Source organism: Rhizobium sp. P32RR-XVIII, assembly GCF_012641395.1.
Taxonomy (GTDB): Bacteria; Pseudomonadota; Alphaproteobacteria; order Rhizobiales; family Rhizobiaceae; genus Rhizobium.
The window spans coordinates 227,778-252,756 of sequence record NZ_JABAIH010000004.1; the positions used below are offsets into that span (position 1 = coordinate 227,778).

The 24,979-nt window shown below is 60.3% G+C and carries 20 protein-coding genes; 10 read left to right on the top strand and 10 right to left on the bottom strand.

Annotation, left to right across the window (positions count from 1 at the left end):
* The first annotated feature begins 10 nt into the window (after positions 1-10).
* Genes HGP14_RS14335 through HGP14_RS14345 form a run of 3 tightly spaced genes read left to right on the top strand, consistent with a single transcriptional unit; the run spans position 11 to position 2,938 of the window.
* On the top strand, positions 11-1,066 hold the full coding sequence (locus tag HGP14_RS14335; protein WP_168830536.1) for a glycosyltransferase family 2 protein: 1,056 nt from the start codon (positions 11-13) through the stop codon (positions 1,064-1,066).
* Positions 1,066-1,995: a glycosyl transferase gene (locus HGP14_RS14340; protein ID WP_168830838.1), complete on the top strand. Its 930-nt coding sequence runs from the start codon at positions 1,066-1,068 to the stop codon at positions 1,993-1,995. The genes HGP14_RS14335 and HGP14_RS14340 overlap by 1 nt, the downstream gene beginning before the upstream one ends.
* A gap of 28 nt (positions 1,996-2,023) precedes the next feature.
* Positions 2,024-2,938: a glycosyltransferase family 92 protein gene (locus tag HGP14_RS14345; protein WP_168830839.1), complete on the top strand. Its 915-nt coding sequence runs from the start codon at positions 2,024-2,026 to the stop codon at positions 2,936-2,938.
* An 11-nt stretch (positions 2,939-2,949) separates the two neighbouring features.
* On the opposite strand, the gene HGP14_RS14350 is transcribed toward HGP14_RS14345, so the two are convergent.
* Both HGP14_RS14350 and greA read right to left on the bottom strand, forming a co-directional pair.
* Positions 2,950-3,999, bottom strand: a complete 1,050-nt coding sequence (locus HGP14_RS14350; RefSeq protein ID WP_168830537.1) for a glycosyltransferase family 4 protein — start codon at positions 3,997-3,999, stop codon at positions 2,950-2,952.
* A gap of 10 nt (positions 4,000-4,009) precedes the next feature.
* Positions 4,010-4,486: a transcription elongation factor GreA gene (gene greA / locus HGP14_RS14355; RefSeq protein WP_168830538.1), complete on the bottom strand. Its 477-nt coding sequence runs from the start codon at positions 4,484-4,486 to the stop codon at positions 4,010-4,012.
* 235 nt (positions 4,487-4,721) lie between these two features.
* On the opposite strand from greA, the gene HGP14_RS14360 reads away from it, so the two are divergent.
* Positions 4,722-5,954: a putative DNA modification/repair radical SAM protein gene (locus tag HGP14_RS14360; RefSeq protein WP_168830840.1), complete on the top strand. Its 1,233-nt coding sequence runs from the start codon at positions 4,722-4,724 to the stop codon at positions 5,952-5,954.
* Positions 5,954-7,405 carry a UdgX family uracil-DNA binding protein gene (locus tag HGP14_RS14365; protein WP_168830539.1) on the top strand — a complete coding sequence of 484 codons (1,452 nt, stop codon included), beginning with the start codon at positions 5,954-5,956 and terminating at the stop codon, positions 7,403-7,405. Before HGP14_RS14360 ends, HGP14_RS14365 begins: the two co-directional genes overlap by 1 nt.
* Positions 7,406-7,427: 22 nt before the next feature.
* On the opposite strand, the gene HGP14_RS14370 is transcribed toward HGP14_RS14365, so the two are convergent.
* The 3 genes from HGP14_RS14370 to HGP14_RS14380 form a co-directional block, all read right to left on the bottom strand.
* Positions 7,428-8,642 carry a DUF2235 domain-containing protein gene (locus HGP14_RS14370; RefSeq protein ID WP_168830540.1) on the bottom strand — a complete coding sequence of 405 codons (1,215 nt, stop codon included), beginning with the start codon at positions 8,640-8,642 and terminating at the stop codon, positions 7,428-7,430.
* A gap of 66 nt (positions 8,643-8,708) precedes the next feature.
* Positions 8,709-12,194, bottom strand: a complete 3,486-nt coding sequence (gene carB, locus HGP14_RS14375; RefSeq protein ID WP_168830541.1) for a carbamoyl-phosphate synthase large subunit — start codon at positions 12,192-12,194, stop codon at positions 8,709-8,711.
* A 174-nt stretch (positions 12,195-12,368) separates the two neighbouring features.
* Complete coding sequence (locus HGP14_RS14380; protein ID WP_168830542.1) at positions 12,369-13,394, bottom strand: zinc-dependent alcohol dehydrogenase family protein; 1,026 nt, start codon at positions 13,392-13,394, stop codon at positions 12,369-12,371.
* 229 nt (positions 13,395-13,623) lie between these two features.
* On the opposite strand from HGP14_RS14380, the gene HGP14_RS14385 reads away from it, so the two are divergent.
* The gene (locus tag HGP14_RS14385; protein ID WP_168830543.1) at positions 13,624-14,556 is read left to right on the top strand and encodes a neutral zinc metallopeptidase; all 933 of its coding nucleotides are present in this window, start codon (positions 13,624-13,626) and stop codon (positions 14,554-14,556) included.
* 57 nt (positions 14,557-14,613) lie between these two features.
* Here the strand turns inward: HGP14_RS14385 and HGP14_RS14390 are convergent, their stop codons facing one another.
* On the bottom strand, positions 14,614-15,609 hold the full coding sequence (locus HGP14_RS14390; RefSeq protein WP_168830544.1) for an aldo/keto reductase: 996 nt from the start codon (positions 15,607-15,609) through the stop codon (positions 14,614-14,616).
* A 110-nt stretch (positions 15,610-15,719) separates the two neighbouring features.
* Between HGP14_RS14390 and HGP14_RS14395 the strand changes: the two genes are divergently transcribed.
* Positions 15,720-16,646 carry a LysR family transcriptional regulator gene (locus HGP14_RS14395; RefSeq protein ID WP_168830545.1) on the top strand — a complete coding sequence of 309 codons (927 nt, stop codon included), beginning with the start codon at positions 15,720-15,722 and terminating at the stop codon, positions 16,644-16,646.
* On the opposite strand, the gene HGP14_RS14400 is transcribed toward HGP14_RS14395, so the two are convergent.
* Complete coding sequence (locus tag HGP14_RS14400; RefSeq protein ID WP_168830546.1) at positions 16,643-17,605, bottom strand: sterol desaturase family protein; 963 nt, start codon at positions 17,603-17,605, stop codon at positions 16,643-16,645. The genes HGP14_RS14395 and HGP14_RS14400 overlap by 4 nt on opposite strands.
* A gap of 335 nt (positions 17,606-17,940) precedes the next feature.
* On the opposite strand from HGP14_RS14400, the gene HGP14_RS14405 reads away from it, so the two are divergent.
* Positions 17,941-19,188 (top strand): TCR/Tet family MFS transporter, encoded by a 1,248-nt coding sequence (locus HGP14_RS14405; RefSeq protein ID WP_168830547.1) that lies wholly within the window; start codon positions 17,941-17,943, stop codon positions 19,186-19,188.
* A gap of 146 nt (positions 19,189-19,334) precedes the next feature.
* Positions 19,335-20,723 (top strand): MATE family efflux transporter, encoded by a 1,389-nt coding sequence (locus HGP14_RS14410; RefSeq protein WP_168830548.1) that lies wholly within the window; start codon positions 19,335-19,337, stop codon positions 20,721-20,723.
* Between the two features lie 18 nt (positions 20,724-20,741).
* Here the strand turns inward: HGP14_RS14410 and HGP14_RS14415 are convergent, their stop codons facing one another.
* On the bottom strand, positions 20,742-21,851 hold the full coding sequence (locus HGP14_RS14415; protein ID WP_168830549.1) for an acyltransferase family protein: 1,110 nt from the start codon (positions 21,849-21,851) through the stop codon (positions 20,742-20,744).
* Between the two features lie 139 nt (positions 21,852-21,990).
* Positions 21,991-23,196 carry a glutamine-hydrolyzing carbamoyl-phosphate synthase small subunit gene (gene carA / locus HGP14_RS14420; RefSeq protein WP_168830550.1) on the bottom strand — a complete coding sequence of 402 codons (1,206 nt, stop codon included), beginning with the start codon at positions 23,194-23,196 and terminating at the stop codon, positions 21,991-21,993.
* Between the two features lie 273 nt (positions 23,197-23,469).
* On the opposite strand from carA, the gene HGP14_RS14425 reads away from it, so the two are divergent.
* Positions 23,470-23,922 carry a GatB/YqeY domain-containing protein gene (locus HGP14_RS14425; RefSeq protein ID WP_168830551.1) on the top strand — a complete coding sequence of 151 codons (453 nt, stop codon included), beginning with the start codon at positions 23,470-23,472 and terminating at the stop codon, positions 23,920-23,922.
* Positions 23,923-23,934: 12 nt separating this feature from the next.
* On the opposite strand, the gene HGP14_RS14430 is transcribed toward HGP14_RS14425, so the two are convergent.
* Positions 23,935-24,786, bottom strand: coding sequence for a hypothetical protein (locus HGP14_RS14430; protein WP_168830552.1), 852 nt, complete (start codon positions 24,784-24,786; stop codon positions 23,935-23,937).
* Between the last annotated feature and the right edge of the window lie 193 nt (positions 24,787-24,979).

Sequence of the window (24,979 nt, forward strand, 5' to 3'; positions counted from 1 at the left end):
GAAGTAGTTCATGCCAAAGTGGCGCCGTTATCCTGCCCGCCCGCGTAATACCGAGATATTCCACCGCTCGCTGCTCCTGCGTGCGAAATCCGCGTTGCGTTCGTTCATTGACTCCAGGACGGCGTCGAAATCGGATCCGGTCGAGATAGTTGCCGCAACCGAGTTTCGGCCGCTAGCTGCAGACGATCTAGCTGCCGTAGTTGTCGCGCGCAACGAGGTGATGATGCTGCCGTCCTTCCTTGCCCACTACCGTGGGCTGGGAGTGTCTCGCTTCATCTTCCTCGACGATCGGTCGGAAGACGACTCTCTAGCCTTTCTTTCGAGGCAGCCGGATGTTGATCTTTGGACCTCTCCGGTCCGCTTTGCCGAGGCGGGTGGCGGAATGCAGTGGCGTGAGGCGCTATTTGCGCGCTATGGCTTCAATAGGTGGTATCTCAACCTGGATGCGGATGAATACCTGATCTACGATCAATACCACGAAAAGCCTTTGCAGGAACTTATTAAACACCTCGAAAGCAGACGGTGCCGACGCCTTTCTGCCCCCATGATCGACATGTATCCATCCTGTGCCGTGGAGCAGGCTCAGTTCCATGGAGATAGCGGTATGCCTTGGGAGGTTGCCGATCTTTTCGACAAGGATGGTTATGAATTTCGGATGAAACGCCAGAACATGTTGATGGTGGGCGGGCCGCGCCTTCGAAAGTTCGGGCTCAATAATCAGCTGATGAAATCGCCGCTGATCTTCTGGGACGAGGCGTGTTCCTTGCGGCAGGGCATCCATAAGCCGCTACCTTACACACGAAACTTCTTTCCGATTTCCGCTGTGCTGCTGCATTTCAAATTCTTCGCCGATTTCCGTGCGGAACTGGCGGACGCGATCTCTGATGGACAACACTACGACAATTCCCGCGAATACAAGGCTATAGCTACGGCGCTCCATCCGAAAGACACGCTCGATTTTCAGAGTGAAGTCTCCACGCGCTATGAGGGTCCGCAGCAGATGATAGAGTTGGGCTTCATGCAGCCGCTCTGGGCGAAGATTGATGATGAAGGGCGTCACTCGTGATTTTTGCAGGAAAACGTCCCCTATCGAGATCGACCATCAAGTTCGCAAGCCGCCTTCTCCTGGGACGATCGAGGGCACATTTCCAGGATCACTTTCCTGGGCTGCGACTCGACCGCTCCCGTGCGAGTGGCCGGATTTTCTATCGAGGCATCGAGGCAGGATCGTTACATCAAACCGATATCCTCTGCTGCGACAACGCTGCGGCAGCGATCTATGTCGTCGGCTCGGGGCCATCCATAAACGAGTGCGATTTGCGGCGGGTCGAGTCTAGAACTGCCATCCTGCTGAACGGTGCCATCCATCTTATGGCCCTCGATATTCCGGAACCCCTTGCCGTGGCTGTCGAAGACGAGCGTTTCGTCTGGCGGCATTTCGATCTGATGCGCGAACGGGTTGTGCCCGGCACCATATGCTTGCTCTCCGTAGGTGTCATCCGTGCCATCTGCGAACGTGACATGCGATGGCTAGCCGACAAGCGGGTTATCCTCGTCGACAACATCAAAAAGCCTTATAAACACAAACGGCGAGAAAGTTCGGAGCTTCGCGCGCTCGATTTCGTGGTCGTAAGCGAGGGGCCGGAGCAGGCGGGCATTTCACTTGATCCTGACAAGGGCGTCTTTCAGGGGGGCTCCGTGGCAATTTCGGCAGTGCAATTCGCCATGGCATGCCGACCGAGGCTCATCGGTTTGTTCGGCATAGACATAGTAAATGCCGACCAGCCACGGTTTTATGAGACGACTGGCGGTGCAGCCTATTCAGGCATTGCACGAGCGGAGAAGCGGATTATCCCGCATTTTGTGCTGGCGAAGGAAATCGCTTCGGCAAGAAACATCACTTTTTTGAATTTCTCGGCGATTTCCGCCCTTCGTCGATATGAATTCGGTTATGACGACCGCTTCAGCCGTGTTGGCAGCGAAGCGGCCCAGTGAGTTTCATCGAAGGATAATTGGAACAACTATGCTCTGGTTTCGAAAGAGACCGCGTTTCAAACGCAACCTGGCGATCTCGCCACCGCAGCCTGATCCGCAGAGGACCGGTATTGCCGTTGTCGCCTGCGTCAAGAACGAGGAGGGTTATATCGGCGAATGGGTAAGATTCCATCGCGCGGTGGGTGTTCGCCACTTTTACATCTATGATGATGGCTCGACGGACAGTACACGGGATATTCTGAAGAATATTCTACCTTCCTCGCAGCTGACGATCCTCCCGTGGATCAGCCGGATGACAGATGTCACCTCGAAGGAAGCGCTCAACGGACAGGTGATCGCCTATGCCCATGCGATTCTGAATTTCGGCTCACGTTATCGCTGGATGACATTCATCGACTGTGATGAATTCATCGTTCCAAAAGAAGGCTCGACGATCGAAGAATCGCTGAAGGGCGCCAAAGGCTTTCCGAACGTCTCCCTTCCTTGGCTTATGTTCGGCACCAGCGGTCACAAGGTGCGACCGCAAGGCGGTGTCGTCATGAACTACGTACAGCGAAGCAGAGACCCCATAACTTCAAAACGAGACGCAACAAATTTCAAATGCATCGTCGATCCCTGTGAGGTAACGCAGGTGAGCGTCCATCATTTTCACACGCGGGGCCACGGTGAAAAAACCAGTAATGACGCCGGGAAAATTGCCGATCGAGAAGGTCGGAAGATGCCGGAATTCTATTCTTGCCGATTCCTGCAGCTCAATCATTACTACACGAAATCCCAAGAGGAACTCGCCGCGAAGCTCAATCGCGGTGCGGTATCACCTGAAATTGCAGAACGATATTCGCGACGCGTGCTGACGGCGGTGAAGAACATCCAGGCAGATGAGATCGAAGACCGGGCCATCATCGATTTCGTCGGGAAGAATGGAATCGATCTCTCGCCATAGTAAGACGCCGTTTAATCTGAATGTAGTACTTCATATACGGCTCTCAAGGCTAATGCTTCGCGCTCAAGCGCGAAGTTGGATCTCACATGCGTCAGCGCTGCCTCACCATGTGTGGCTCCTTTTCGGACGTCATCAAGATAGCTGCGAATTGCCTCCGTCAGTGTGTCACCATCGCCGGCAGCAACAACGGTACCGTTTACGCCGTTCTCGATCATCTCGGCATAGGCCCCTGCGTCCGAGGCCACCACGGCGGTCTGCGAGGCCATCGCCTCCAAAGGCGTCAGCCCGAATCCTTCGTTGCGCGAGGGGGCGACATAGAGCGTCAGGCGCCGGTACCAGACCTTGATGTCCGGCACCTCGCCGAGAAACACGATCCGGTCGGTAAGTCCGGCGGCCGCGATTTCGGATCTGAGCTGGTTTGCAAAGGCGGTGTGTTCAGGCGTAACCCTGCCTGAGATCGCCGCCGTCCACTCGGGAAATTTCGGCAGCAGCTCGATCATCGCCTTCACGAAGAGATCCGTGCCCTTCTGATGGCGGATGCGACCGAAGCAGCCGACGAGGTATTTGCCTGGCAGACCGGTCGCTTCGATCGTGTCCTCAGCGGTCTGCGGCGGGTGGAAGAGGTCGAGATCGACGCCGTGCCGGATCACCGTATGCGGCACTTCGAGGAAGGAGCCGGAGCGGGCGCTGGTCGCGATCACGGCGTCCATCTGGCGGATCAGGAAGCGTGTGTAGCTCGTGTGCCGCCGCTGCGCCGCCGAGGTGAACAGCAGTTTGAGCGGCATGCGAAGGACATGCTTGAGGAATATCCCGACCGCCATTTCGTTGTTTCGCCGCGCATGCCAGATGCGATGGCGGCCGCTGCGCGGCCGGCGCCAGAGCCCGGCGAGTTGCGTCCACCGGAGCTTGGGCAGGTGATCCGGCAAGCCGGGGCCTAGCGTCGCGATCTTCACGCCGAGCTTGATCTGGCAGGGGATGAGCTGAACGATCGTGGACGTGACGCCGGAAAGCCGGCGCTTGAAGTTCGGCGCAATGATCTCGACGTCGCGGATATCAAGCACGATCTGACGATCAGCCCCAGGAGATCGACAGAACTCCGTAGGCCTTCGAGCCGCCCGGCGCGTTGACCTCGATGGAATCGCCGACTTCCTTGCCGATGAGCGCCCGGGCGATCGGGGAGGAGATGGAGATGCGGCCGGCCTTTACATCGGCTTCCTGGTCGCCGACGATCTGGTAGGTTTTTTCTTCCTCGGTGTCTTCGTCGACAAGCTTGACCTTGGCGCCGAACTTGATCTTGTCGCCCGACATCTTCGCAAGGTCGATCACCTCAGCGCGGGCCGTCAGATCTTCCAGCTCGGCAATGCGGCCCTCGTTGTGGCTCTGGGCTTCCTTGGCTGCATGATATTCGGCATTTTCCGAAAGGTCGCCATGGGCACGGGCTTCGGCGATTGCTTCGATGATGCGAGGGCGCTCCTCCTGCTGACGCCAGCGCAGTTCTTCCTGCAGCTTGACGAAACCACCCTGTGTCATCGGAACCTTATCTACCATTTTCCTGTCCTTCGCACTTCGCGTCCCAGGCAGAGACACAAAAGAAAACAGGTCCCGAAGGGGAACTTCGGAACCGTGCAATAATCATAGCTGCCTGCTTATAGCAGATCGCTGTCGCCGATTTCCATAAAATTCGTATTGATGATCGATGCTCGGCTCACGGTTCGCTGGCGTACAGTCAAAACCAGCCGCTCCACATTGACTTTTAGTGATGGAACATATAGTGAACAAAATGATGAAGAAGTCGCTCAAAGAACGATTGGCCATCCTTTCGGACGCCGCGAAATACGATGCCTCCTGTGCCTCCAGCGGCACAACGAAACGGCATTCAGCGGCAAGCGGCGGGCTCGGTTCGACTGAGGGATCCGGCATCTGTCATGCCTATGCGCCTGACGGCAGATGCATATCGCTGCTCAAAATCCTTCTCACCAATTTCTGCATCTATGATTGCGCCTATTGCGTGAACCGCTCCTCCAGCAATGTCGAACGGGCTCGCTTCACGCCGGACGAGGTGGTCTGGCTGACGCTGGAATTCTACCGGCGCAACTATATCGAGGGACTGTTTCTCTCCTCGGGCATCATCCGCTCTTCGGACCACACGATGGGGGAGATGGTCCGCATCGTGCGGGAGCTGCGCACGACGCATAATTTTCGCGGTTACATCCATCTGAAATCGATCCCGGAGGCTTCGCCCGAGCTGATCGACGAGGCGGGGCTTTATGCCGACCGGCTATCGCTCAATATCGAATTGCCGACCGATAGCGGCATTGCCCGGCTGGCGCCCGAAAAGAAGCCGTCCAGCATTCGCCGCTCGATGGGCGATCTTCGGCTGAAGATCGAGGCGGCCGAGGAGCCGACGCTTCGAACGAAGCAGCGCAAGCGGTTCGTTCCGGCAGGGCAAAGCACGCAGATGATCGTTGGAGCCGACGGCGCGAACGATGCGACCATCCTTGGCACCAGCGCGCAGCTCTACGGCAGCTACGGTCTTCGACGCGTTTACTATTCGGCGTTCAGCCCCATTCCTGACGCGTCAAGGAACCTGCCGCTCATCAAGCCGCCGCTGATGCGCGAGCACAGGCTCTATCAGGCGGATTGGCTCTACCGGTTCTACGGCTTCAGCATAGACGAAATCATCTCTCCGCAAGCCGGCGGAATGCTGGATCTCGACCTTGACCCCAAGCTTGCCTGGGCGCTCGGTCACCGCGCCGACTTTCCGGTCGACGTCAACAAGGCCGATCGTGAAAAGCTGTTGCGGGTGCCGGGCCTTGGCACGAAGACGGTGAAGGCCATTCTGTCCGCCCGCCGCTTCCGCACGCTTCGTCTTGAGGACCTGTCGCGGCTCGGCGTTTCGATCAGGAAGGTGCAGGCCTTTGTCACTGCCGAAGGCTGGACGCCGCGCCGTTTGATCGACCGTCCGGACCTGCGCGCCATGTTCGAGCCGAAGCCTGAACAGCTTAGGTTGCTCTGATGCGCCGGATCGTACTGGAGGGGCGGGGAGATTTCGGCGAATGGCGTGAAGCCGGGCGCGCACTGGCGGCAGCCGGCGTGCCGCCCGAGGAGGTCGAATGGCTGGAAAAGGGCGGCGACAAACAGCTCTTCTGGGAGCACGACGCCCTGCCACCCCAGCCGGCAGAGGGGCAGAAGCAGATGACAGTGCCCGCTGCCTTCATCGAGGTGGCGAGCGCCGTGATCTGTCATTCCGACCCTATCCGCTTTTCGCTGCTCTACCGGCTGCTCTGGCGGCTTCAGCCTGACAAAAAACTGCTCGACGTCATTTCGGACGAGGATGTCTCGCGCGTGCGCCTGATGGAAAAGAGCGTACGCGGCGACGCGCACAAGATGACGGCTTTCGTGCGCTTCAAGGAAGTTGGTTCCGGCATTTCGATGAATGGCCGGCGCAAGTTCCTCGCCTGGTTCGAACCGGACCATCATATCGTCGCAAAAACGGCGCCGTTCTTTCAGAAGCGGTTCAACGACATGGACTGGATCATCCTGACGCCGAAGGGTTCGGCGGGATGGGACGGCCAGAAGCTGACGATCAGCAACGAACCTTGTGAAAAGCCCAATTTGACGGACGCCGCCGACGAGCTCTGGCGCACCTATTACGCCAGCATTTTCAATCCGGCCCGCCTCAAGGTGAAGGCGATGCAGGCGGAGATGCCGAAGAAATACTGGAAGAATCTGCCGGAAGCCGATCTTATCCCCAGGCTCATCGCCAATGCCGAAAGCGAGGTTCTCGCCATGGCGGAGCGGCAGGCGACGCGGCCGCTGCCGTTTCATGACCGGCTGCAGGAGGCTGCGCACAACCTTCCTACGCAACCAAAGGCGCCGACCGGAACCCTTGAGGCCCTTCGTGAGGAGGCGGCCACTTGCGCCCGCTGCCCGTTGCACGCAAGGGCGACCCAGACGGTATTCGGGGAGGGGCCAAGTAATGCTGCAGTGATGTTCGTCGGCGAGCAGCCCGGCGATCAGGAAGATCTCGCCGGCCGCCCCTTTGTTGGTCCTGCAGGGAAGGTCTTCGATCAGGCGATTGCGGAAGCCGGCATCGACCGCGCGACGCTTTACGTCACCAACGCCGTCAAGCATTTCAAATACGAGCCGCGCGGCAAGCGCCGCATCCACCAAAAGCCCAATATGGGCGAGGTGAAGCATTGCCGCTGGTGGCTCGAGCTTGAAATCGAATTGGTGAAGCCGAAGCTGATCGTCGCGATGGGCGCAACGGCGCTCGCTTCTTTCACCGACACCAAGCTTCGGCTTTCGGAGATTCGCGGGCAGGCAATTCCGATCACCGATGGGCGGCTGCTGTTTGTGACGGTGCATCCAAGTTACCTTCTTCGCATTCCCGACGACGTGCGCAAGGAAGAGGAACTCGCACGGTTCACGGCGGATATGCGGCACATCAAGCACTTGGCGGCGTAGCCGCAGAGAATGATTCAAGCCGTTAAGAAACGAAGTTAGGGTTGGAAGGCAGGTTCGGCGGATCGTAGGCACCGGCATCCATCCGCTCCTTGACCGAGACATGGATCAGCGCATCGTCGGGAATGAAGCGGCGGTCGCTTTTGGGCAGATAAATCGCGCTCCGGTTCCCGTGCTCACGCCAGGAATGCTCCGGCACGTGCCGCGGGACGTATTCAAGGATTTTCCATGCGGCGGTCATGGAGTCATGGAGAGGTGCTGTGGGCTCCAGCGGTACATATTTCTTGTTGCCCTTGCCTAGCACGATGTCGTTGACCGTGCGCGTGACATAGATGAGGCCGGCCGCCCGCGTTTCCTCGATCATCCAGGCGAGCGGGAGCTTGACCGCGGCGCTCTGCGCCTCCCGATAGCCGCCGCCGATATCACCGTGGACCCCGGCAAACCACACCTCGCGGAAGTTCTGCTTCACAGGCGGTGTTTTCGGTCGGAACGGGCGGCCCCAATATTCCTGATCCCGCTCCCAGAGCTCGGGCTGGAACAGCGTCCGCTGCTCGTCGATGGCGACCGCGTGGCGCACCCATTCGACACTGGGGTTCTTGCGGGTGAACGGATGCGTCTTGAATTGCGGAAACCATTTGCCCGGCTCGATCACCGAGGCCACGGTGTCGAAAAGACCGAGCAGCTTGATCGGCGGGCGGTCGTTCCGCAGAGTGCGCTCGTAGAGCTGCATGGCGGCGAAGGCGGAAGGCGCTTCTTCGTTACCATCTTCGCCTCCGCCAAGTCGCTCTTCCTGCTGCGGAATCCCCTTGTAGGTCCTGTAGGCATAATCGAGCAGATTGAGGTGATATCGGCTCGTCAGGCCGAAGGCATGGATGAAGCCTGCCAGGACTCGCGCCGAATAGGCGCCGCGGCTGAACCCGAAGATATAGATGCGGTCACGATCCGGATGCCGCCGATCGGCGTCGGTCGGGCCGCGATCGTAGTTCTCCACCAGAAAGCGGTAGGCTTCTTTGACGTTCTGGTCGAGGCCCCAGCCGGTCGCTAGCCCGAGAACCTCATAGGTGTTGCGGTAGAGCTTTGACCAGGCGTTCGCCGCGCCGAAAGTGCCGACGCCCGGATCGTAGTAGACGATCTGCTCATCCGAGCGCTTGAGGGTACCAAACAGCCTGAGAACATTGGTCCTGTCGGCCGATATCTCGTTCGACGTGCCATCGAACAGAATGACAATGTTCTTTGCCATCGATCGCTCCGGATGCCTCGCCGTAACGGTAGCATCCGGAAAGATCGACAGCAACTTCCGGTCGTCTCAGAAATACTGCTGCAGCGGACGGACTTCGAGGTTGCCGGCCCTCAGCGCCTTGATCGCCTGTGCGGCGGCCTCGGCGCCCGCCATCGTCGTGTAGTACGGCACCTTCTGCATCAGCGTGGCGCGACGGAGCGACTTGGAGTCGGAGATCGCCTTGGTGCCATCCGTCGTGTTGATCACGAGCTGGACCTGGCGGTTGCGGATCGCGTCCTCGACATGCGGACGGCCCTCCAGAACCTTGTTGATCTTCGTCGCCTCGATGCCGTTTTCGCCAAGGAAGCGGGCGGTGCCGCCGGTGGCAAGTACCTTGAAGCCTTCGCCGACCAGAACACGGATCGCCGGCAGGACGCGCGGCTTGTCCTCGTCACGGACGGAAACGAAAACCGTCCCGTCGCGCGGCAGTTCGACGCCGGCGCCGAGCTGCGATTTGGCAAAAGCAAGCGCGAAGTCGGTGTCGAGACCGATGACTTCGCCGGTCGAACGCATTTCAGGGCCGAGCAGCGTATCGACGCCCGGGAAGCGGGCGAACGGGAAGACGGCTTCCTTGACGGCGATGTGCTTCAGCGCGCGCGGATCGGGCTTTTCGCCGTAGGCGGCAAAAGTCGCATCCAGCTTCTCGCCGGCCATGACGCGGGCGGCGATCTTGGCGATCGGCGCGCCGATGGTCTTGGCAACGAAGGGCACGGTGCGCGAGGCGCGGGGGTTGACTTCGAGAACGTAGACCGTGCCGTCCTTGATGGCGAACTGGACGTTCATCAGGCCGCCGACGTTCAGCGCCTTCGCCATGGCCTTTGCCTGACGTTCCAGCTCGTCGAGCAGGTCCGTCGAGAGCGAGCGCGGCGGCAGCGAGCAGGCGCTATCGCCCGAATGGATGCCCGCCTCCTCGATGTGTTCCATGATGCCCGCGACATAAACGTCGGTTCCGTCCGAAAGGCAGTCGACGTCGACTTCGATGGCGTTGGTCAGGTAGCTGTCGAAGAGCAGCGGGTTCTTACCGAGGAGCGTGTTGATCTGGCCGGTCTTGTCGTTCGGATAGCGCTGCTTGATGTCTTCCGGCACCAGTTCCGGAACGGTGTCAAGCAGATAGCTCTGCAACTGACCTTCCGAATGGATGATCTGCATGGCGCGGCCACCGAGCACGTAGGAGGGGCGCACCACCAGCGGGAAGCCGATCTCGGCGGCGACGAGGCGGGCCTGTTCGACGGAGTAGGCGATGCCATTGTTCGGCTGGTTGAGATCGAGCTTCATCAGAAGTTTCTGGAAGCGGTCGCGGTCTTCTGCGAGGTCGATCATGTCGGGCGCGGTGCCGAGAATCGGGATGCCGTTCTTTTCCAGCGCCTCTGCAAGCTTCAGCGGCGTCTGGCCGCCGAACTGGACGATGACGCCGACGACTTCGCCCTTTTCCTGCTCCGCGCGCAGGATCTCGATCACGTCTTCGGCCGTCAGCGGCTCGAAATAGAGGCGGTCGGAGGTGTCGTAGTCGGTCGAAACCGTCTCCGGGTTACAGTTGATCATGATCGCTTCGTAGCCCGCATCCTTCAGCGCGAAGGCGGCGTGGCAGCAGCAATAGTCAAACTCGATGCCCTGGCCGATGCGGTTCGGTCCGCCGCCAAGGATCACCACCTTCTTGCGGTTGGAGACCTGTGCCTCGGAGCGCGCGGCGCCGACGAACGGCGTCTCATAGGTGGAGTACATGTAGGCGGTCGGCGAGGCGAACTCGGCCGCGCATGTGTCGATGCGCTTGAAGACCGGGCGGACGTTCAGGCTGTTGCGGAATTCCGCCACTTCCTTCGGGCGCTTGCCTGTCAGCGTCGCAAGGCGGGCGTCGGAGAAGCCCATGGCCTTCAGCATGCGCAGGTTCGCGGCGTCCGCCGGGAGGCCATGCTCACGAATGCGGGCTTCCATATCGACGATCGCCTTGAACTGGGCGATGAACCAGGGGTCGATCTTGGAGCCTTCGTGAACTTCGGCCTCGCTCATGCCCTGGCGCAGCGCCTGGGCAACCATGCGCAGGCGATCCGGCGTCGGCGTGCCGATCGCCGCGCGGATGGCGTTCTGGCTGGGCTCGCCTTCTTCCATGTCCGGGATTTCGATTTCGTCGAGACCGGTAAGTCCGGTTTCGAGACCGCGCAGCGCCTTCTGCAGCGATTCCGCGAAGGTGCGGCCGATCGCCATGACTTCGCCGACGGACTTCATCGCCGTCGTCAGAACCGGCGACGCGCCCGGGAATTTTTCGAAGGCAAAACGCGGGATCTTGGTGACGACGTAGTCGATCGACGGCTCGAAGGAGGCGGGCGTCGCGCCACCGGTGATGTCGTTCTCCAGCTCGTCCAGCGTATAGCCGACCGCGAGCTTGGCCGCGACCTTGGCGATCGGGAAACCGGTTGCCTTGGAGGCCAGCGCGGAGGAGCGCGACACGCGCGGGTTCATCTCGATGACGACCAAGCGGCCGTCCTTCGGATTGACGGCGAACTGGACGTTCGAGCCGCCCGTCTCGACGCCGATCTCGCGCAGCACCGCAATCGAGGCGTTGCGCATGATCTGGTATTCCTTGTCCGTCAGCGTCAGCGCAGGCGCGACGGTGATCGAGTCGCCGGTGTGGACGCCCATCGGGTCGATGTTTTCGATCGAGCAGATGATGATGCAATTGTCCGCCTTGTCGCGGACGACTTCCATTTCAAATTCCTTCCAGCCGAGGACCGACTCCTCGATCAGGACTTCGGTGGTGGGAGAAGCATCGAGGCCGCCCCCGACGATGTCGAAGAATTCCGAGCGGTTATAGGCAATGCCGCCGCCGGTGCCGCCGAGCGTGAAGGAGGGACGGATGATAGCCGGCAGGCCGACATGATCGAGCGCCTGCGCGGCAATCGCCATGGCATGGTTCAAATAGCGCTGCTTGCGGTCGCTTTCGCCGAGGTTCCACTGGTTTTCCAATTCGTCCAGTGCGGTATCGAGGTCCGGGCCAGAGAGGCTTTCGCGCAGCTTGGCGCGCTGGGCCTCATGTGTCTTGCGGTCCGCATCCTTGATGTCCGTGGCGTTTGCGAGCATCGAGCGCGGCGTTTCCAGGCCAATGCGAACCATGGCTTCGCGGAAGAGGGCGCGGTCTTCGGCCATGTCGATTGCCGCCGGCTTGGCGCCGATCATCTCGACATTGTAGCGGTCGAGCACGCCCATGCGCTTCAGCGAGAGGGCGGTGTTCAGCGCCGTCTGGCCGCCCATGGTCGGCAGCAGCGCGTCCGGGCGCTCCTTGGCGATGATCTTGGCAACTACTTCCGGTGTGATCGGCTCGACATAGGTTGCGTCGGCAAGGCCCGGATCGGTCATGATCGTCGCCGGGTTGGAATTGACGAGGATGACGCGATAGCCTTCCTCCTTCAACGCCTTGCAGGCCTGGGTGCCGGAATAGTCGAATTCGCAGGCCTGGCCGATGACGATCGGTCCCGCGCCGATGATGAGAATCGATTTGATGTCTTGGCGCTTCGGCATGGGCGATATCCGTTTCTAGCTGCGCAAAAAGCCGGCCAGGGTGGGAGGGCACCGGGTCGGGTCGCGCATTGAGGGTCTTTTCAGGCTAGAAGCGGCTTATAGGCAAATGCTTCTGCAAACGGAACCCCATAAATCGCGGAATCGACAGGAATCGGCAAAGTCCCGGAAGACGCCTCAGAGACCTGGGATCACTAGGGCCCGGATCTCGCCTGCCGGCGGCGGATTGGCGATTGTTCGGGCAGCCTCGTCGAAGCCGATCTTTCGCGAAATCAGTGGCTCCACCTTGATCGCGCCGGTTGCGATCAGATCGGCGGCGCGGGCATGGGTGAAGGGATTGACGAAGGAGCTCAGCAGCCGGATTTCCCGGAAGAGGAGATCGAACGGTTCGATGGACACTTTGACGCCCTGAGGCATGACGCCGAGGATCACGGCTGTACCGCCTTTTCTCGCAAGCCGCGGCGCCTCTTCGACCGTCTCGGTGACCCCTGCGCACTCGATGACAACATCCGCGCCACCGGGAAGAATACCGCCGTCGCCTGATATTAGATCGACGATGTCGCCCGATGACGGGTCAATCGTCGCCGTGGCGCCGAGATCTTTGGCGAGGCGGCGCTTGCCGGCATTGCGGGTCGCCAGCACCACCCGCGTCGCGCCCGCCAGCCGGGCGAGCTGCACGACCAGAAGGCCGATGACGCCGCCACCGAGCACGACCACCGAATAACCCGTTTTGATCTCCGCCATATCGACGCCATGCAGGCAGCAGGCGAGCGGTTCGCAGAATGCGCCATGCAAGGGATCGAGGTCGCCGGGAAGGGCGAAGGCCTGCTGCTCCGGCATGCAGACATATTCTGCGAAGCCGCCGTCGCGATGGATGCCGATGGCCTGCAGGTTGCGGCAGAGATTGACGCGGCCGCGTTTGCATTCGGGGCAGCGTCCGCAGGAGATGTTCGGGTCGCCCGTCACGCGCATGCCCGGGTGGAATGCCGTGACGTCACGGCCGACCGCTTCGACGATGCCGGTAAATTCATGCCCCAAGGTCACCGGCGGCTTAGAGGGAAACTCGCCGAGGAAGAGATGGCGGTCCGTCCCGCAGATACCGCACGCATCGACCTTGACGAGTACATCGTTTGGACCCGGAACCGGCTTTTCAAGGTCGCTCACCGCAAGCCTGCCGATCGCCTCCAGACGCAGCGCTTTCATCTAGTCCTCCCTGTTCCTCTGCATGCAATCAGAGGGAAAGTAGGAGTCGCGTCAAGCGCTTGGATGAAAGACCTCACGCAAAACGCCGGCGGACTTCCTCGGCATGGCTGCGGCTAACGGGTATTTCGGTGTCACCCCGCGCTCTTCGCATGAGCCTTCTGGAATTCACGTTCTGCCCGGATATATAGACATTTCTAGGGTAGACAAGCGCATGCCGGGGAGAGTTCAGATGGAATGGAGAGGCCGTCGTCAGTCGAACAATGTCGAGGATCGCCGTGGAGATCCGTCGCCCGGCGGATTGGGCCGTAATCCGTTCGGCCGCGGCGGCGGCTTCAGTTTTCCGTCCGGAGGCGGCGTAGGCCGCAGGGGAGGCGGGCTTTCCATCGGCACCATCATCTTCCTCGTCGTGATCTATCTGCTCTTCAAGGCTATGGGCATCGATCTGTTGCAGGTTATCGACGGCGGAATGACGGGCGGCACCGGCTATGAGCAAAGCCAATCGGAAGGAAGCAGCCCGCCTGCGAATGACGAGATGACGGCGTTCATGCGGACAGTGCTGGCTGAGACAGAGGATACCTGGAACGGGATCTTTCAGGCGCAGGGCAGGCAATACGAAGAGCCTCCCCTCGTGCTCTTTGCCGAGGCGACGCAGTCGGGCTGCGGCTTTGCATCCGCTGCGACCGGACCGTTCTATTGCCCTGTTGATCGCAAGGTCTATCTCGACACGGCTTTCTTCGAGGAGCTCAGCAGCAGGTTCGGCGCTTCCGGCGACTTTGCCGAGGCCTATGTCGTGGCCCACGAGGTCGGCCATCACGTTCAGAACCTGCTCGGAATCCTGCCGAAATTCAACGAGGCGCGCCAGCGCATGAGCGAAGCCGACGCCAACAAGATTTCGGTGCGCGTCGAACTGCAGGCCGATTGCTTCGCAGGCATCTGGGGCAAGTTTACCCAGCAGAAGGGCATTCTCGAAGCCGGCGATCTTGAGGAAGCGTTGAACGCCGCCCAGCAGATCGGCGACGATACCCTGCAGAAGCGCAGCCAGGGCTATGTCGTGCCGGAGAGCTTCAATCACGGCACTTCGGAGCAACGCGTGCGCTGGTTCAAGCGCGGTTTCGAGAGCGGCCAGCTCGCCGCCTGCGACACCTTCTCCGGCCCGATCTGAGCGAAATGGCTTTGCTCCTCGCCGGCCTTCGGCTCTGAGGCCGGCAAGGGCAAGGATCTATTTTTCGCTATCCATGTGCTTCAATTGCGCATCCGGGTAGCGTGCGCCTGCGGCGGCATCCTTCGGCACAGCGCGTCCGATCGCTGCTATATCGTCCGGCGAAAGCTGGACGGCCCGTGAACCAAGCGCTTCTGTCAGTTGGTCACGGCGGCGGGCGCCGACGAGCGGGACGATGTCCTTGCCTTGGGCGGCAACCCAGGCGATTGCGATCTGCGCGATCGAGACCTGCTTTGCTTCGGCGACTTTCCGGAGTTCTTCGACGAGCGCCAGATTGCGGTCGACATTGCCCTCCTGGAAACGAGGACTGAAAGTCCGGAAATCGCCTTTGCCGCTTCCCTGACCCTTCTGCCAGTGGCCGCTGATCAGACCGCGGGAAAGGACGCCGTAAGCGGTGATCGAAATACCAAGCTCGCGGCAGACCGGCAGGATTGCATCCTCGATGCCGCGCGAAATCAGCGAATATTCGATTTGCAGATCGGCAATCGGATGGACGGCGGCCGCCCTGCGGATCGTATCGGCGCCGACTTCGGAAAGACCGATATGTCTGATGTAACCGGCCTTGATCATGTCGCCGATGGCGCCGACAGTCTCTTCGATCGGAACATTCGGGTCGAGGCGGGCAGGGCGGTAAATATCGATATAGTCGACGCCGAGACGCTGCAGCGAATAGGCGACGAAGTTCTTGAGCGCCGCAGGGCGGCAATCATAGCCGCTCCACCCGCCCTGAGGATCGCGCAGCGCCCCGGTCTTGACGCTGATCACGACGTCTTCGCGTTTGCGGCCTCTCAGCGCTTCTCCGATCAGCATCTCGTTGTGGCCCATACCGTAAAAATCGCCCGTATCCAGCAGGTTCACGCCCGCATCGAGCGCCGCATGGATGGTGGCGATGGCTTCCGCGCGGTCCGAGGGCCCGTACATTCCCGACATGCCCATGCAACCGAGGCCGATGGCGGATACTTCCGGTCCTGTCTTTCCCAAGCGATAGGTCTGCATTTCTCTTTCCTTCTCGAATGCCGAACGACACCCTTGAAAGTGTTTCTACGCGACGCTAGCTTGTGCGATAATCCGGATAACTCAGAACAGGCTGTACGGAAAATCGCACAATGGATGATTTGCCTCTCAGTGATCTGGATGCCTTCGCAGCCATTGCAAGGGAGCGCAGCTTTCGCGCGGCTGCCCGAAAACGTGGTGTCTCGCCTTCCTCTCTCAGCGATTCCCTCCGGCGTCTCGAAGAGCGCCTTGGCGTGCGCCTTCTCAACCGGACGACGCGTAGCGTGACACCCACGGAGGCAGGCGAGAGATTGCTGGAGCGGCTTGCGCCGGCGCTTGGCGAGGTCGCCTCGGCGCTCGGCCAGCTCGACAATTTTCGCGACAGCCCGGCCGGGACGCTGCGTCTCAACGTTCCAACGATCGCGGCAAAGCTTTTCATGTCCGATTTTGCCAATCGGTTCCTGCTTCGCTATCCGCAGATCACCCTCGAAGTGATTGCCGAAGACAGCTTCATCGATGTGCTTGCCGCTGGCTACGACGCAGGCATCCGTTATGACGAGCGGTTGGAGCGCGACATGATCGCCGTGCCGATCGGCCCGCGCCGCCAGCGCTATATAACGGCCGCTTCACCTGGCTATCTCGAAAGACGGGGCGTGCCGCAACACCCGAAGGAACTCCTGGGGCATGACTGCATCCGCCACCGCTTCCTCAGCGGCGCCACGGTCGGCTGGGAATTCGAGCGCGGAGAGGAAAGGCTGGTGATCTCGCCTTCCGGCCCGCTGGTGGCCAATGCCATCGAGATGGAGGTCAGCGCGGCCATCGCCGGTCTCGGCGTCATTCGCACTTTCGAGGAAGCGCTCGCGCCGGCTATAGCGCGCGGCGAACTCGTGCCGGTCCTTGAAGAGTGGGTTACGGAATTCTCCGGACCCTTCCTCTACTACGCCAGCCGCAGGCACATGCCATCAGCTCTGCGCGCCTTCGTCGATTTTGTGAAGCGGGAGCAACGTCTGTCCGACGTAAACCCGGCCGCCACCCGTTAGGAGCTGCTACTGTCCGGCTGCGGCGTCTCGGCGATTTCGGCCGCGGCACTTGGCGCCCGTCCCAGAATTTGCCGCGCGCCTTTGGCCGAGAACGGCTGCGAGAGCTGCGCCCAAAAGCCTTCGGATATCCGCCCGCTGATGCCGATATCGATCGAGGAAGGCCGGGGCGGATTGAAATAGGTGCCGAAAACCTGATCCCATAGGACCAGGTTTTCTCCGTAGTTGGTGTTTCCTTCGGCAAGAATCCGGGAGTGGTGCCAGCGATGGAGCCGGGGTGTGCTGAAGACGTAGTCGAGGAGACTTGTTCGCACATCGAGATTGCAGTGCGTCAGGAGACCGATGAAAGCCGTGACGGCGCCAATCCACAGGAAGACGGGCAGGGGCGCACCTATCAGGTAGAGCGGCGCCTGGCTGAGTGCGATCTTGAACAAGGAATCGACGATGTGGAACCGACCGGTATTCACGACCCAGAGCCGCCCGACACTGTGATGCAGCGCGTGGAACCGCCAGATGAAAAGATTTTCATGCGCGACGCGGTGGGCGACATAAAGGCCGAGTTCGGCGACGACGAGCCCGAGGATCACTTGCAGCATCAGCGGCCAGTCATTCGGCCAGATGGGAAAGGGCGCGATCCAGAACGACTTGGCGAGTGTTGCAGCCCCCATCGGCGCCGTCACGCCGATGGCCGCGACGAGCTGCACGCCCCCCTTGCTCAGCAGCGTATGGGCGATGTCGTTGAACGTTTCTCCATCCTTGGAGAGCCAGCTTCGCTCGTAAGGCATGAGGCGTTCCGCAAAGCCGATGAGAGCGACGATGGAGAGATAGACGACATTGAACCAGAAGAGCGGGACCGACGACCGGAAGGCGAAATAGGCACCCACAAGGCCGAGCACCAAGAACATCGGCCACAGCAACCGCGACATTGTCGAGTAGAGGATACCCTTGCCGTCCGCTGCCATTCGCCGCTTTCATCAACCTCGTTGCGGGGATCAGTCTATAGCGCGCAACGGCAAGCGGCGTCCATGGCGTTTGGCCATACCTCGTGCGCAAGGCACAAAAATTTGTGCTTGATTGGGCCCACCGCATCGATCGACAGCGCCTTCGTCGATTTCGTGAAAGAGCAGCGCGCACGGCTTGATTCCCATATTGTTCCGCCCGTGCATCAATTTCGCTGGCGGCTCGATCAAAAACTTTGAAATGTTCACGTATTGTTTCACTTTTTGGCCTGGGCTATGTAACATTCCTGGCGATGAGATCGTCTTTCCAGAAAGCAGTCCTCTCAAGAGATGTTTTCATGCTTGATCCGAAATTCGTTCGCCGCGGGCTTTTCCTCGTTTTCATGATCCTCTTTCTGGATGTGATCGGTATTGCGATCATCATGCCGGTGCTGCCCGCCTACCTCGAGGAGCTGACGGGCGGCACCGTCAGCGATGCGGCGCTCGACGGCGGCTGGTTGCTGGTCGTCTACGCCGCCATGCAGTTCCTGTTCGCACCGTTCCTTGGCAACCTCAGCGACCGCTTTGGCCGCCGCCCGATCCTGCTTCTGTCGGTGCTGACCTTTGCGATCGACAATTTCATCTGCGCGATCGCCACCAGCTTCTGGATGCTCTTCGTCGGCCGGGCGCTTGCCGGCTTCAGCGGCGGCAGCTTTGCGACCTGCTCGGCCTATATCGCCGACATCAGCAACGACGAGAACCGCGCCAAGAACTTCGGCCTGATCGGCATCGCCTTCGGCGTCGGCTTCACCATCGGCCCGGTCATCGGCGGCCTTCTCGGCGAATTCGGTCCGCGCGTTCCATTCCTGGGCGCGGCTCTGCTTTCCTTCCTCAACTTCGCCGCGGCCTATTTCCTGCTGCCGGAAACGCTCGACGCGAAACATCGGCGAACCTTCGAATGGAAGCGGGCCAACCCATTGGGGGCGCTGAAACAGATGCGCAACTATCCTGGCATCGGCTGGATCGGCGCCGTCATGTTCCTCTTCTGGTTGGCGCATTCCGTCTATCCCGCCGTCTGGTCCTTCGTTTCCACCTACCGCTACGGCTGGAGCGAGGGCCAGATCGGTCTTTCGCTCGGCATTTATGGCATCGGTGCTGCCCTCGTCATGGGGCTTATCCTGCCGAAGATCGTGCCGGTGCTCGGCGAGCGGAGGACCGCGGTCGTTGGCCTCTCCTTCTCGGTCATCGGCCTGACGGGCTATGCTTTCGCTTGGGAGGGATGGATGGTTTACGTGGTCATCATCATGACCGTCATGGAAAACCTGGCCGATCCACCGCTTCGCAGCATAGCCGCTGGCAAGGTTCCGCCATCGGCGCAGGGCGAGTTGCAGGGCGCGTTGACCAGCCTCACCAGCATCACGACCATTGTCGGCCCGCTTATCTTTACGCAGTTGTTCGGCTATTTCACCGGGCCGGATGCCCCGGTGACTTTTGCCGGCGCTCCTTATCTGCTGGCCGCATTCTTTATTCTCAGTGCGGCTTTGGTCTTCCTCGCGAAGGTCAGGACCGGAAAACCTGCGGAAGCCCTCGAGGCGCTGGCGGAGTGAGCCATCAAATTCCGTGATCCGATGATGAATTTTTCATCATTTGCCCCTTTTGGGATGGCTCTTCGCGGGGCTTTGATCTAAGGCGCGGTGTTACTTTGCCGCTAGCTGCGGGCGAAAGTGATGCAACCAAGACAGGAATGGCTCTGATGGACGCGCCGATCGACGTGCACAGGCTTGCGCCACAAACCGACAATCGCTGGAGTGCGCATTTCCGCGCCACGCTGGCGCTTGGCATTCCTTTCATCGGCGCGCAGCTTGCCCAGCTCGGCATCAACACGACGGACGTGATGATCGTCGGCCGCCTCGGCGCCGAAAATCTGGCCGCCATGGTGCTTTCGGCGCAGTTTCTGTTCACCATCCTCATTTTCGGCTCGGGCTTTTCCATCGCGGTCATCCCGATGGTCGCGCAGGCTTATGGCCGGGGCGATACCGTCACAGTGCGCCGGTCCATGCGCATGGGTCTTTGGGTGGTCACAGCCTATTGGCTCATCATGCAGCCAGCCTTCTTCTATGCGGAGGATATACTGCTCGCCGCCGGCCAGAAGCCGGAAGTAGCGAGGCTTGCGCACGGCTATATCCTGATCGGCCATTTCGGCCTGCTGCCGGGGCTTCTCTACAATGTCATGCGCGCGCTCGTCAGCGCGATCGGCAAGGCCGCCGTCGTTCTGAACGTGACGATTGTCATGCTAGCGATGAACGCGATCTTCGCCTATTGCCTCGTTCTTGGTCATTTCGGGTTTCCGGCGATGGGTCTCGAAGGTGCCGCGATCGTTTCCGTCGCGGTGCAGACCGCGGGCTTCTTCTTCATCCTCGCCTATGTGCAGCTGAGAGAGGAGACGCGGCGCTACGAAATCCTCGTGCGCTTCTGGCGGCCGGATTGGCATGCGCTGTGGGATGTCGTCCGCCTCGGCCTTCCGATCAGCGTGACCATCCTTGCCGAAGTCAGCCTGTTTACCGCGGCCTCGTTGCTGATGGGCCATATCGGCACGATCGAGCTTGCGGCGCACGGCATCGCGCTCCAGTGGGCCTCCATTGCCTTCATGATCCCGCTTGGGCTCAGCCAGGCGGCGACGGTGCGCGTCGGCATTGCTCACGGCCAGGGAGATCACCGCGCCCTAGTACGGGCGTCGATCGCCGTGCTGATCATTGCCGCGGCGATCGCGGCGATCGGCGGTATCCTGTTTGCAATCATGCCCGAGTTCTTCGCGCGCTGGTTCCTCGACGTCAGCCGGCCGGAGGCGCCGCAGGTGCTCGCCTATGCCGGTCCGCTGATCATCATTGCCGGTCTCTTCCAGTTGGTCGACGGTTTGCAGGCGATTGCCAACGGTTTGCTCCGCGGGCTCAAGGATGCGCGTGTGCCGATGATCATGGCGTTGATCGCCTATTGGCCGATCGGCTTCTTCCTCGCCTGGCTTTTTGCCTTTCCGCTCGGTTTCGGCGGGGTCGGCATCTGGTTCGGCTTCCTCGTCGGTCTGGCGGCCGCAGCAGTCATGCTATGCGGTCGTTTCTACATTCTCGTGCGCCGCGAGTCGTAGGCCTGTGCCACTGATGGTTCAAGCTGGCGTGTTTGGCTGTCCGCCTGAGCCGAGATGAAAAACGCCCGGACCGATCTCGCCTTTTACCTGTGTCGACACAACCGGTAGCGGAGCCGTTGCGGCGCTCCACGCATGACGGCGCCAGAGCGATGCAAGCATCCGGCGCGCTGGCGTCTCGATGCATTCGTAGCTCATCCATGCAATCAACAGCGCCGCGCCGAGCGCCGAGGGAATGACGATCGATATCGGTAGAATGCCTGACAAAGCATTTGCCATCAGGAACATCACCGGGACGTGGAAGAGGTAGAGCGAAAAGCTGATTTTTCCGAGGAAACGCATGGGTGGCGCAGCAAACAGCATAGCTGAGATCGGGTGTTCAACCGAGACGACCAGTACGGCGAGGGCGCCGGCGAAGGCAGGTTCAAGCCCCCAGGCATTGTCGTTTGTCGGAAACACGTGGTTTGAGACGAGGATGAAGAACGGCAGTGTCAGGGCCATTATGCCCATCGAACGGCCCGGTGGTTGTTTGTCCAGGATAGAATACAGCCTACCGGCTGCTGTGCCGAGCAGGAAGAAGGCAAGCTTCGATAGCAACAGGATACCAGGGCCGGGAAAACCAAGAAGCGCGTTGACGGCCAAGAGGCCTGCCATCAGCATGCCGAGCGCCTGGTAGCGCTTGCGATCGCTGAAGAACAGCCAGATCAGCGGGAAGAGCAGATAGAACTGGATTTCGGGCGGAATTGACCAGAGCACACCGCTCGATCCAAGTAGGACGATGTGTCGAATGATCTCCGTCGGGCCATGGATCGGATTGATGAATTCGAAGCCCGGAATGCTGGACAGAACGACAACGACGACGACCGCCACCAGATAGACCGGATAGATGCGGGAAAAGCGGCTGACCAGGAAATCGGAGACCGCCTTGCGACTGATCGGCCTCTCGCCGTAGAGATAGGCCATCAGGAAGCCGCTGAGCGAGAAGAAGATTGCAACGGCGCGTCCGCCGATACCACTGATCATCAGATGGCCGAGCGACGGAAAGATCAGATCCATGTGGGAAAACACGACCGCAGCCGCAGCGATGCCGCGCAAGCCATCCAGGCTCGGTATATGCTTTTTCTCTTGCATAGATTGCATCCCAGGCGAAGGTCGGCTTCGGTCCCGAGAGTCTGTCTTAAAAGAGCGTCCTTAAATTGCAATTAACGCGTTTGGCGAGAAAAATAACAATGGCACACGTCTAGTCGCGAACGCCCTTGCCGGTCTTAGATCAGCGCTCGGTGAGAGACTCCTCGCCCTTCTTCTCGCGCACCATGTTGATGAAGCGGCGGAAGAGGTAGTGGCTGTCCTGCGGGCCGGGGGAGGCTTCCGGGTGATGCTGCACCGAGAAGATCTGCTTGCCGGTGACGCGCAGGCCGCAATTGGTGCCGTCGAACAGCGAAACGTGAGTCTCCTCAACGCCTTCCGGCAGCGACTTCGTGTCAACCGCGAAGCCGTGGTTCATGGAGACGATCTCGACCTTGCCCGTCGTATGGTCCTTCACCGGATGGTTGGCGCCGTGATGGCCCTGATGCATCTTTTCGGTCTTGGCGCCCAGCGCGAGGCCGAGCATCTGGTGGCCGAGGCAGATGCCGAAGACCGGGATGTCGGTCTTGATCAGCTTCTGGATGACCGGCACGGCATATTCGCCGGTTGCCGCCGGGTCACCCGGGCCGTTCGACAGGAAGATGCCGTCCGGCTGCATGGCGAGCACGTCGTCGGCGCTCGTCGTCGCCGGCACCACCGTGACCTTGCAGTCGAGGCCGGCGAAGAGGCGCAGGATGTTGCGCTTGACGCCGTAGTCGAGGCAGACGACGTGATACTTGGCGTCGCTAGCCGCGAGTTCGCCGTAGCCCTCGTTCCACACCCATGGTGTCTGCGCCCACTGCGAGGACTGGCCGGAAGAGGCGATCTTGGCGAGGTCGAGGCCTTCGAGGCCGCTCCAGGCCTTGGCTTCCGCCTTGAGCGCATCGAGGTCGAAGACGTCGTTCGGGTCATGGGCGATGACGGCGTTCGGCGAGCCGTTCTCGCGGATCCAGGCGGTCAGAGCGCGGGTGTCGACGCCACAAAGCCCGATGATGCCGCGTGCCTTCAGCCAGGCGTCGAGATGCTTGGCGGCGCGGTAGTTGGAAGGCTCGGTCATATCGGCCTTGAAGATGACGCCGACCGCGCCGTGGCGCGCTGCAGGCACCAGGTCTTCGATATCTTCGTCATTGGCGCCGACATTGCCGATGTGGGGGAAGGTGAAGGTGACGATCTGGCCGAGATAGGAGGGGTCCGTCAGGATCTCCTCGTAACCGGTCAGTGCCGTGTTGAAGACCACCTCGGCCTGCACCTTGCCGGTGGCGCCGATGCCCTTGCCTTCAATCACGGTTCCATCTGCCAGAACGAGCAGGGCAGTCAGCTTGTCGGTTGTCCAGGGTGCTGTTGCGGTCATCTTCTTCCCGTTTCCGGCAGCTCTCGACGGGGGCCGTCGCCAGAGTGCCATTTGTGTTCGCAAGCGTATGGGCGCAGGTTGTCGCCGCGCGTCTCAGGCCTGATCACGAATTTTGGTGCAGGTGGCGGTAGATAGCCGCGCTCTGCTCTTGCGTCAATCTTTCTAGCGCGAATCGGCGGCCTTTTCCTGCGCTTCGTGCGGGAAATCGCGCAATTTATTTGATCGCTGCCATCCGGCTGGTTTATGAAGCGCCATTCAACAGGAGTGAAATCAATGCTGCGCGATCAGCTCGCCACTGCCCTCAAGGACGCGATGAAATCCAGGAATGCCGAGCGGCTTTCGACCGTCCGCCTCATCCAGGCGGCGATCAAGGACCGCGATATCGCCAACCGCGGTTCCGGCAAGAACGAGGCTTCGGATGAGGAGATTCTGCAGATCCTCGCCAAGATGGTGAAGCAGCGCGACGAATCGGCGAAGATCTACGAAGAGAACGCCCGGCCGGAGCTCGCCGCCAAGGAACGCGCGGAGGTGGTGGTCATCCAGGACTTTTTGCCGAAGCAGCTTTCGGACTCGGAAGTACGGGCGAATGTCGCCGCGATCATCAAGGAAACCGGTGCGGAAGGCCCGAAGGACATGGGCAAGGTGATGGCGGCGCTCAAGGAGCGTTATGCCGGCCAGATGGACTTCGCCAAGGCCTCCGGCACCGTCAAGGAACTGCTGAAATAGTCTTGAAAGGCGCTAACGGCCGAGCACCGTCTCGGTCGCGGCATCGACAATCGCGAATTTCGCGGCCTGATAGTTCACATATTCAAGAATGAAGCCGCGCGAAAGCCAGAGATCGCCTTTGCGTGGCGGTTCTTCCCAGCCAATGCTTCCCATTTCAGCGGCATGCGAAAGCAGGCGCTTCAGGTGCGTGTTCGAAATCATGAACTGCGCGCGGATTTCGCCGAGTGATACGGGACCAACCGACATGCGTTCCTTCGACCGGTCGAACCCCGGCAGGAGCGTCATCAAATAATCCATGATCAGCCCCCCGGAATTCGCCCAGTTGAAGAGATTGAAGGTCCGGCCGGGGTCACGCACCGCCTCGGTCCCGATGAACGCCTTGGCGATCATCGGTTGAATTTTACCGAAGACCGAAGGGTCCGAGCCGACCTGCGCGAGCCGGGTTCCGCCGTCAAGACCATCGAGAACAAGCAGATGTGCGTGCAGCCACTTCATAAAATGATGCTCAGCCGTTTCGGTTGGCTCAAGCAGCCTTGTGCGCCGATCGCTCTGTCCGCTGACCGTCCTCAGGTAGCGATAGACCAGCATTTCCTGCACGAAGGCTGCAGCGGTGTTGCGGCTGGCGATCTTGTTGCCGACGACGAATTCGACAAATCGGCCGGAATACAGGCCCTTCTTCGTGTCATCGGGATAGCCGTAATGCAGCCCAAATCCGGCATGTGCCATGAGCCATCGTTGCTGCGAAGCAAAGATTGACGCAATACGCGGACTGTCCCGGTAGATCGTAAGCATCTCATTTGCGCACAGTAGTACTGCTTCAAAAAAACGCTCATTGGATGAAAGTGTTTCGGGGCAAAAGGGCATCGGACAATCCAGACGGGTACACGTATTCCATCTGATACGAAGCTTGCGCCTGTCAATGTCACTTTTGACAAAGATGAGTAAAATTCGGAGCTGGAGTTAACCGGCATGGTTAAAGCGTAGAATCAAAGAAGGCAGGAGCTGGGGGCGCTCCTGCCTTCTTGCACTTTGCTGTCGCTGGCAACGCAGGGCTGAG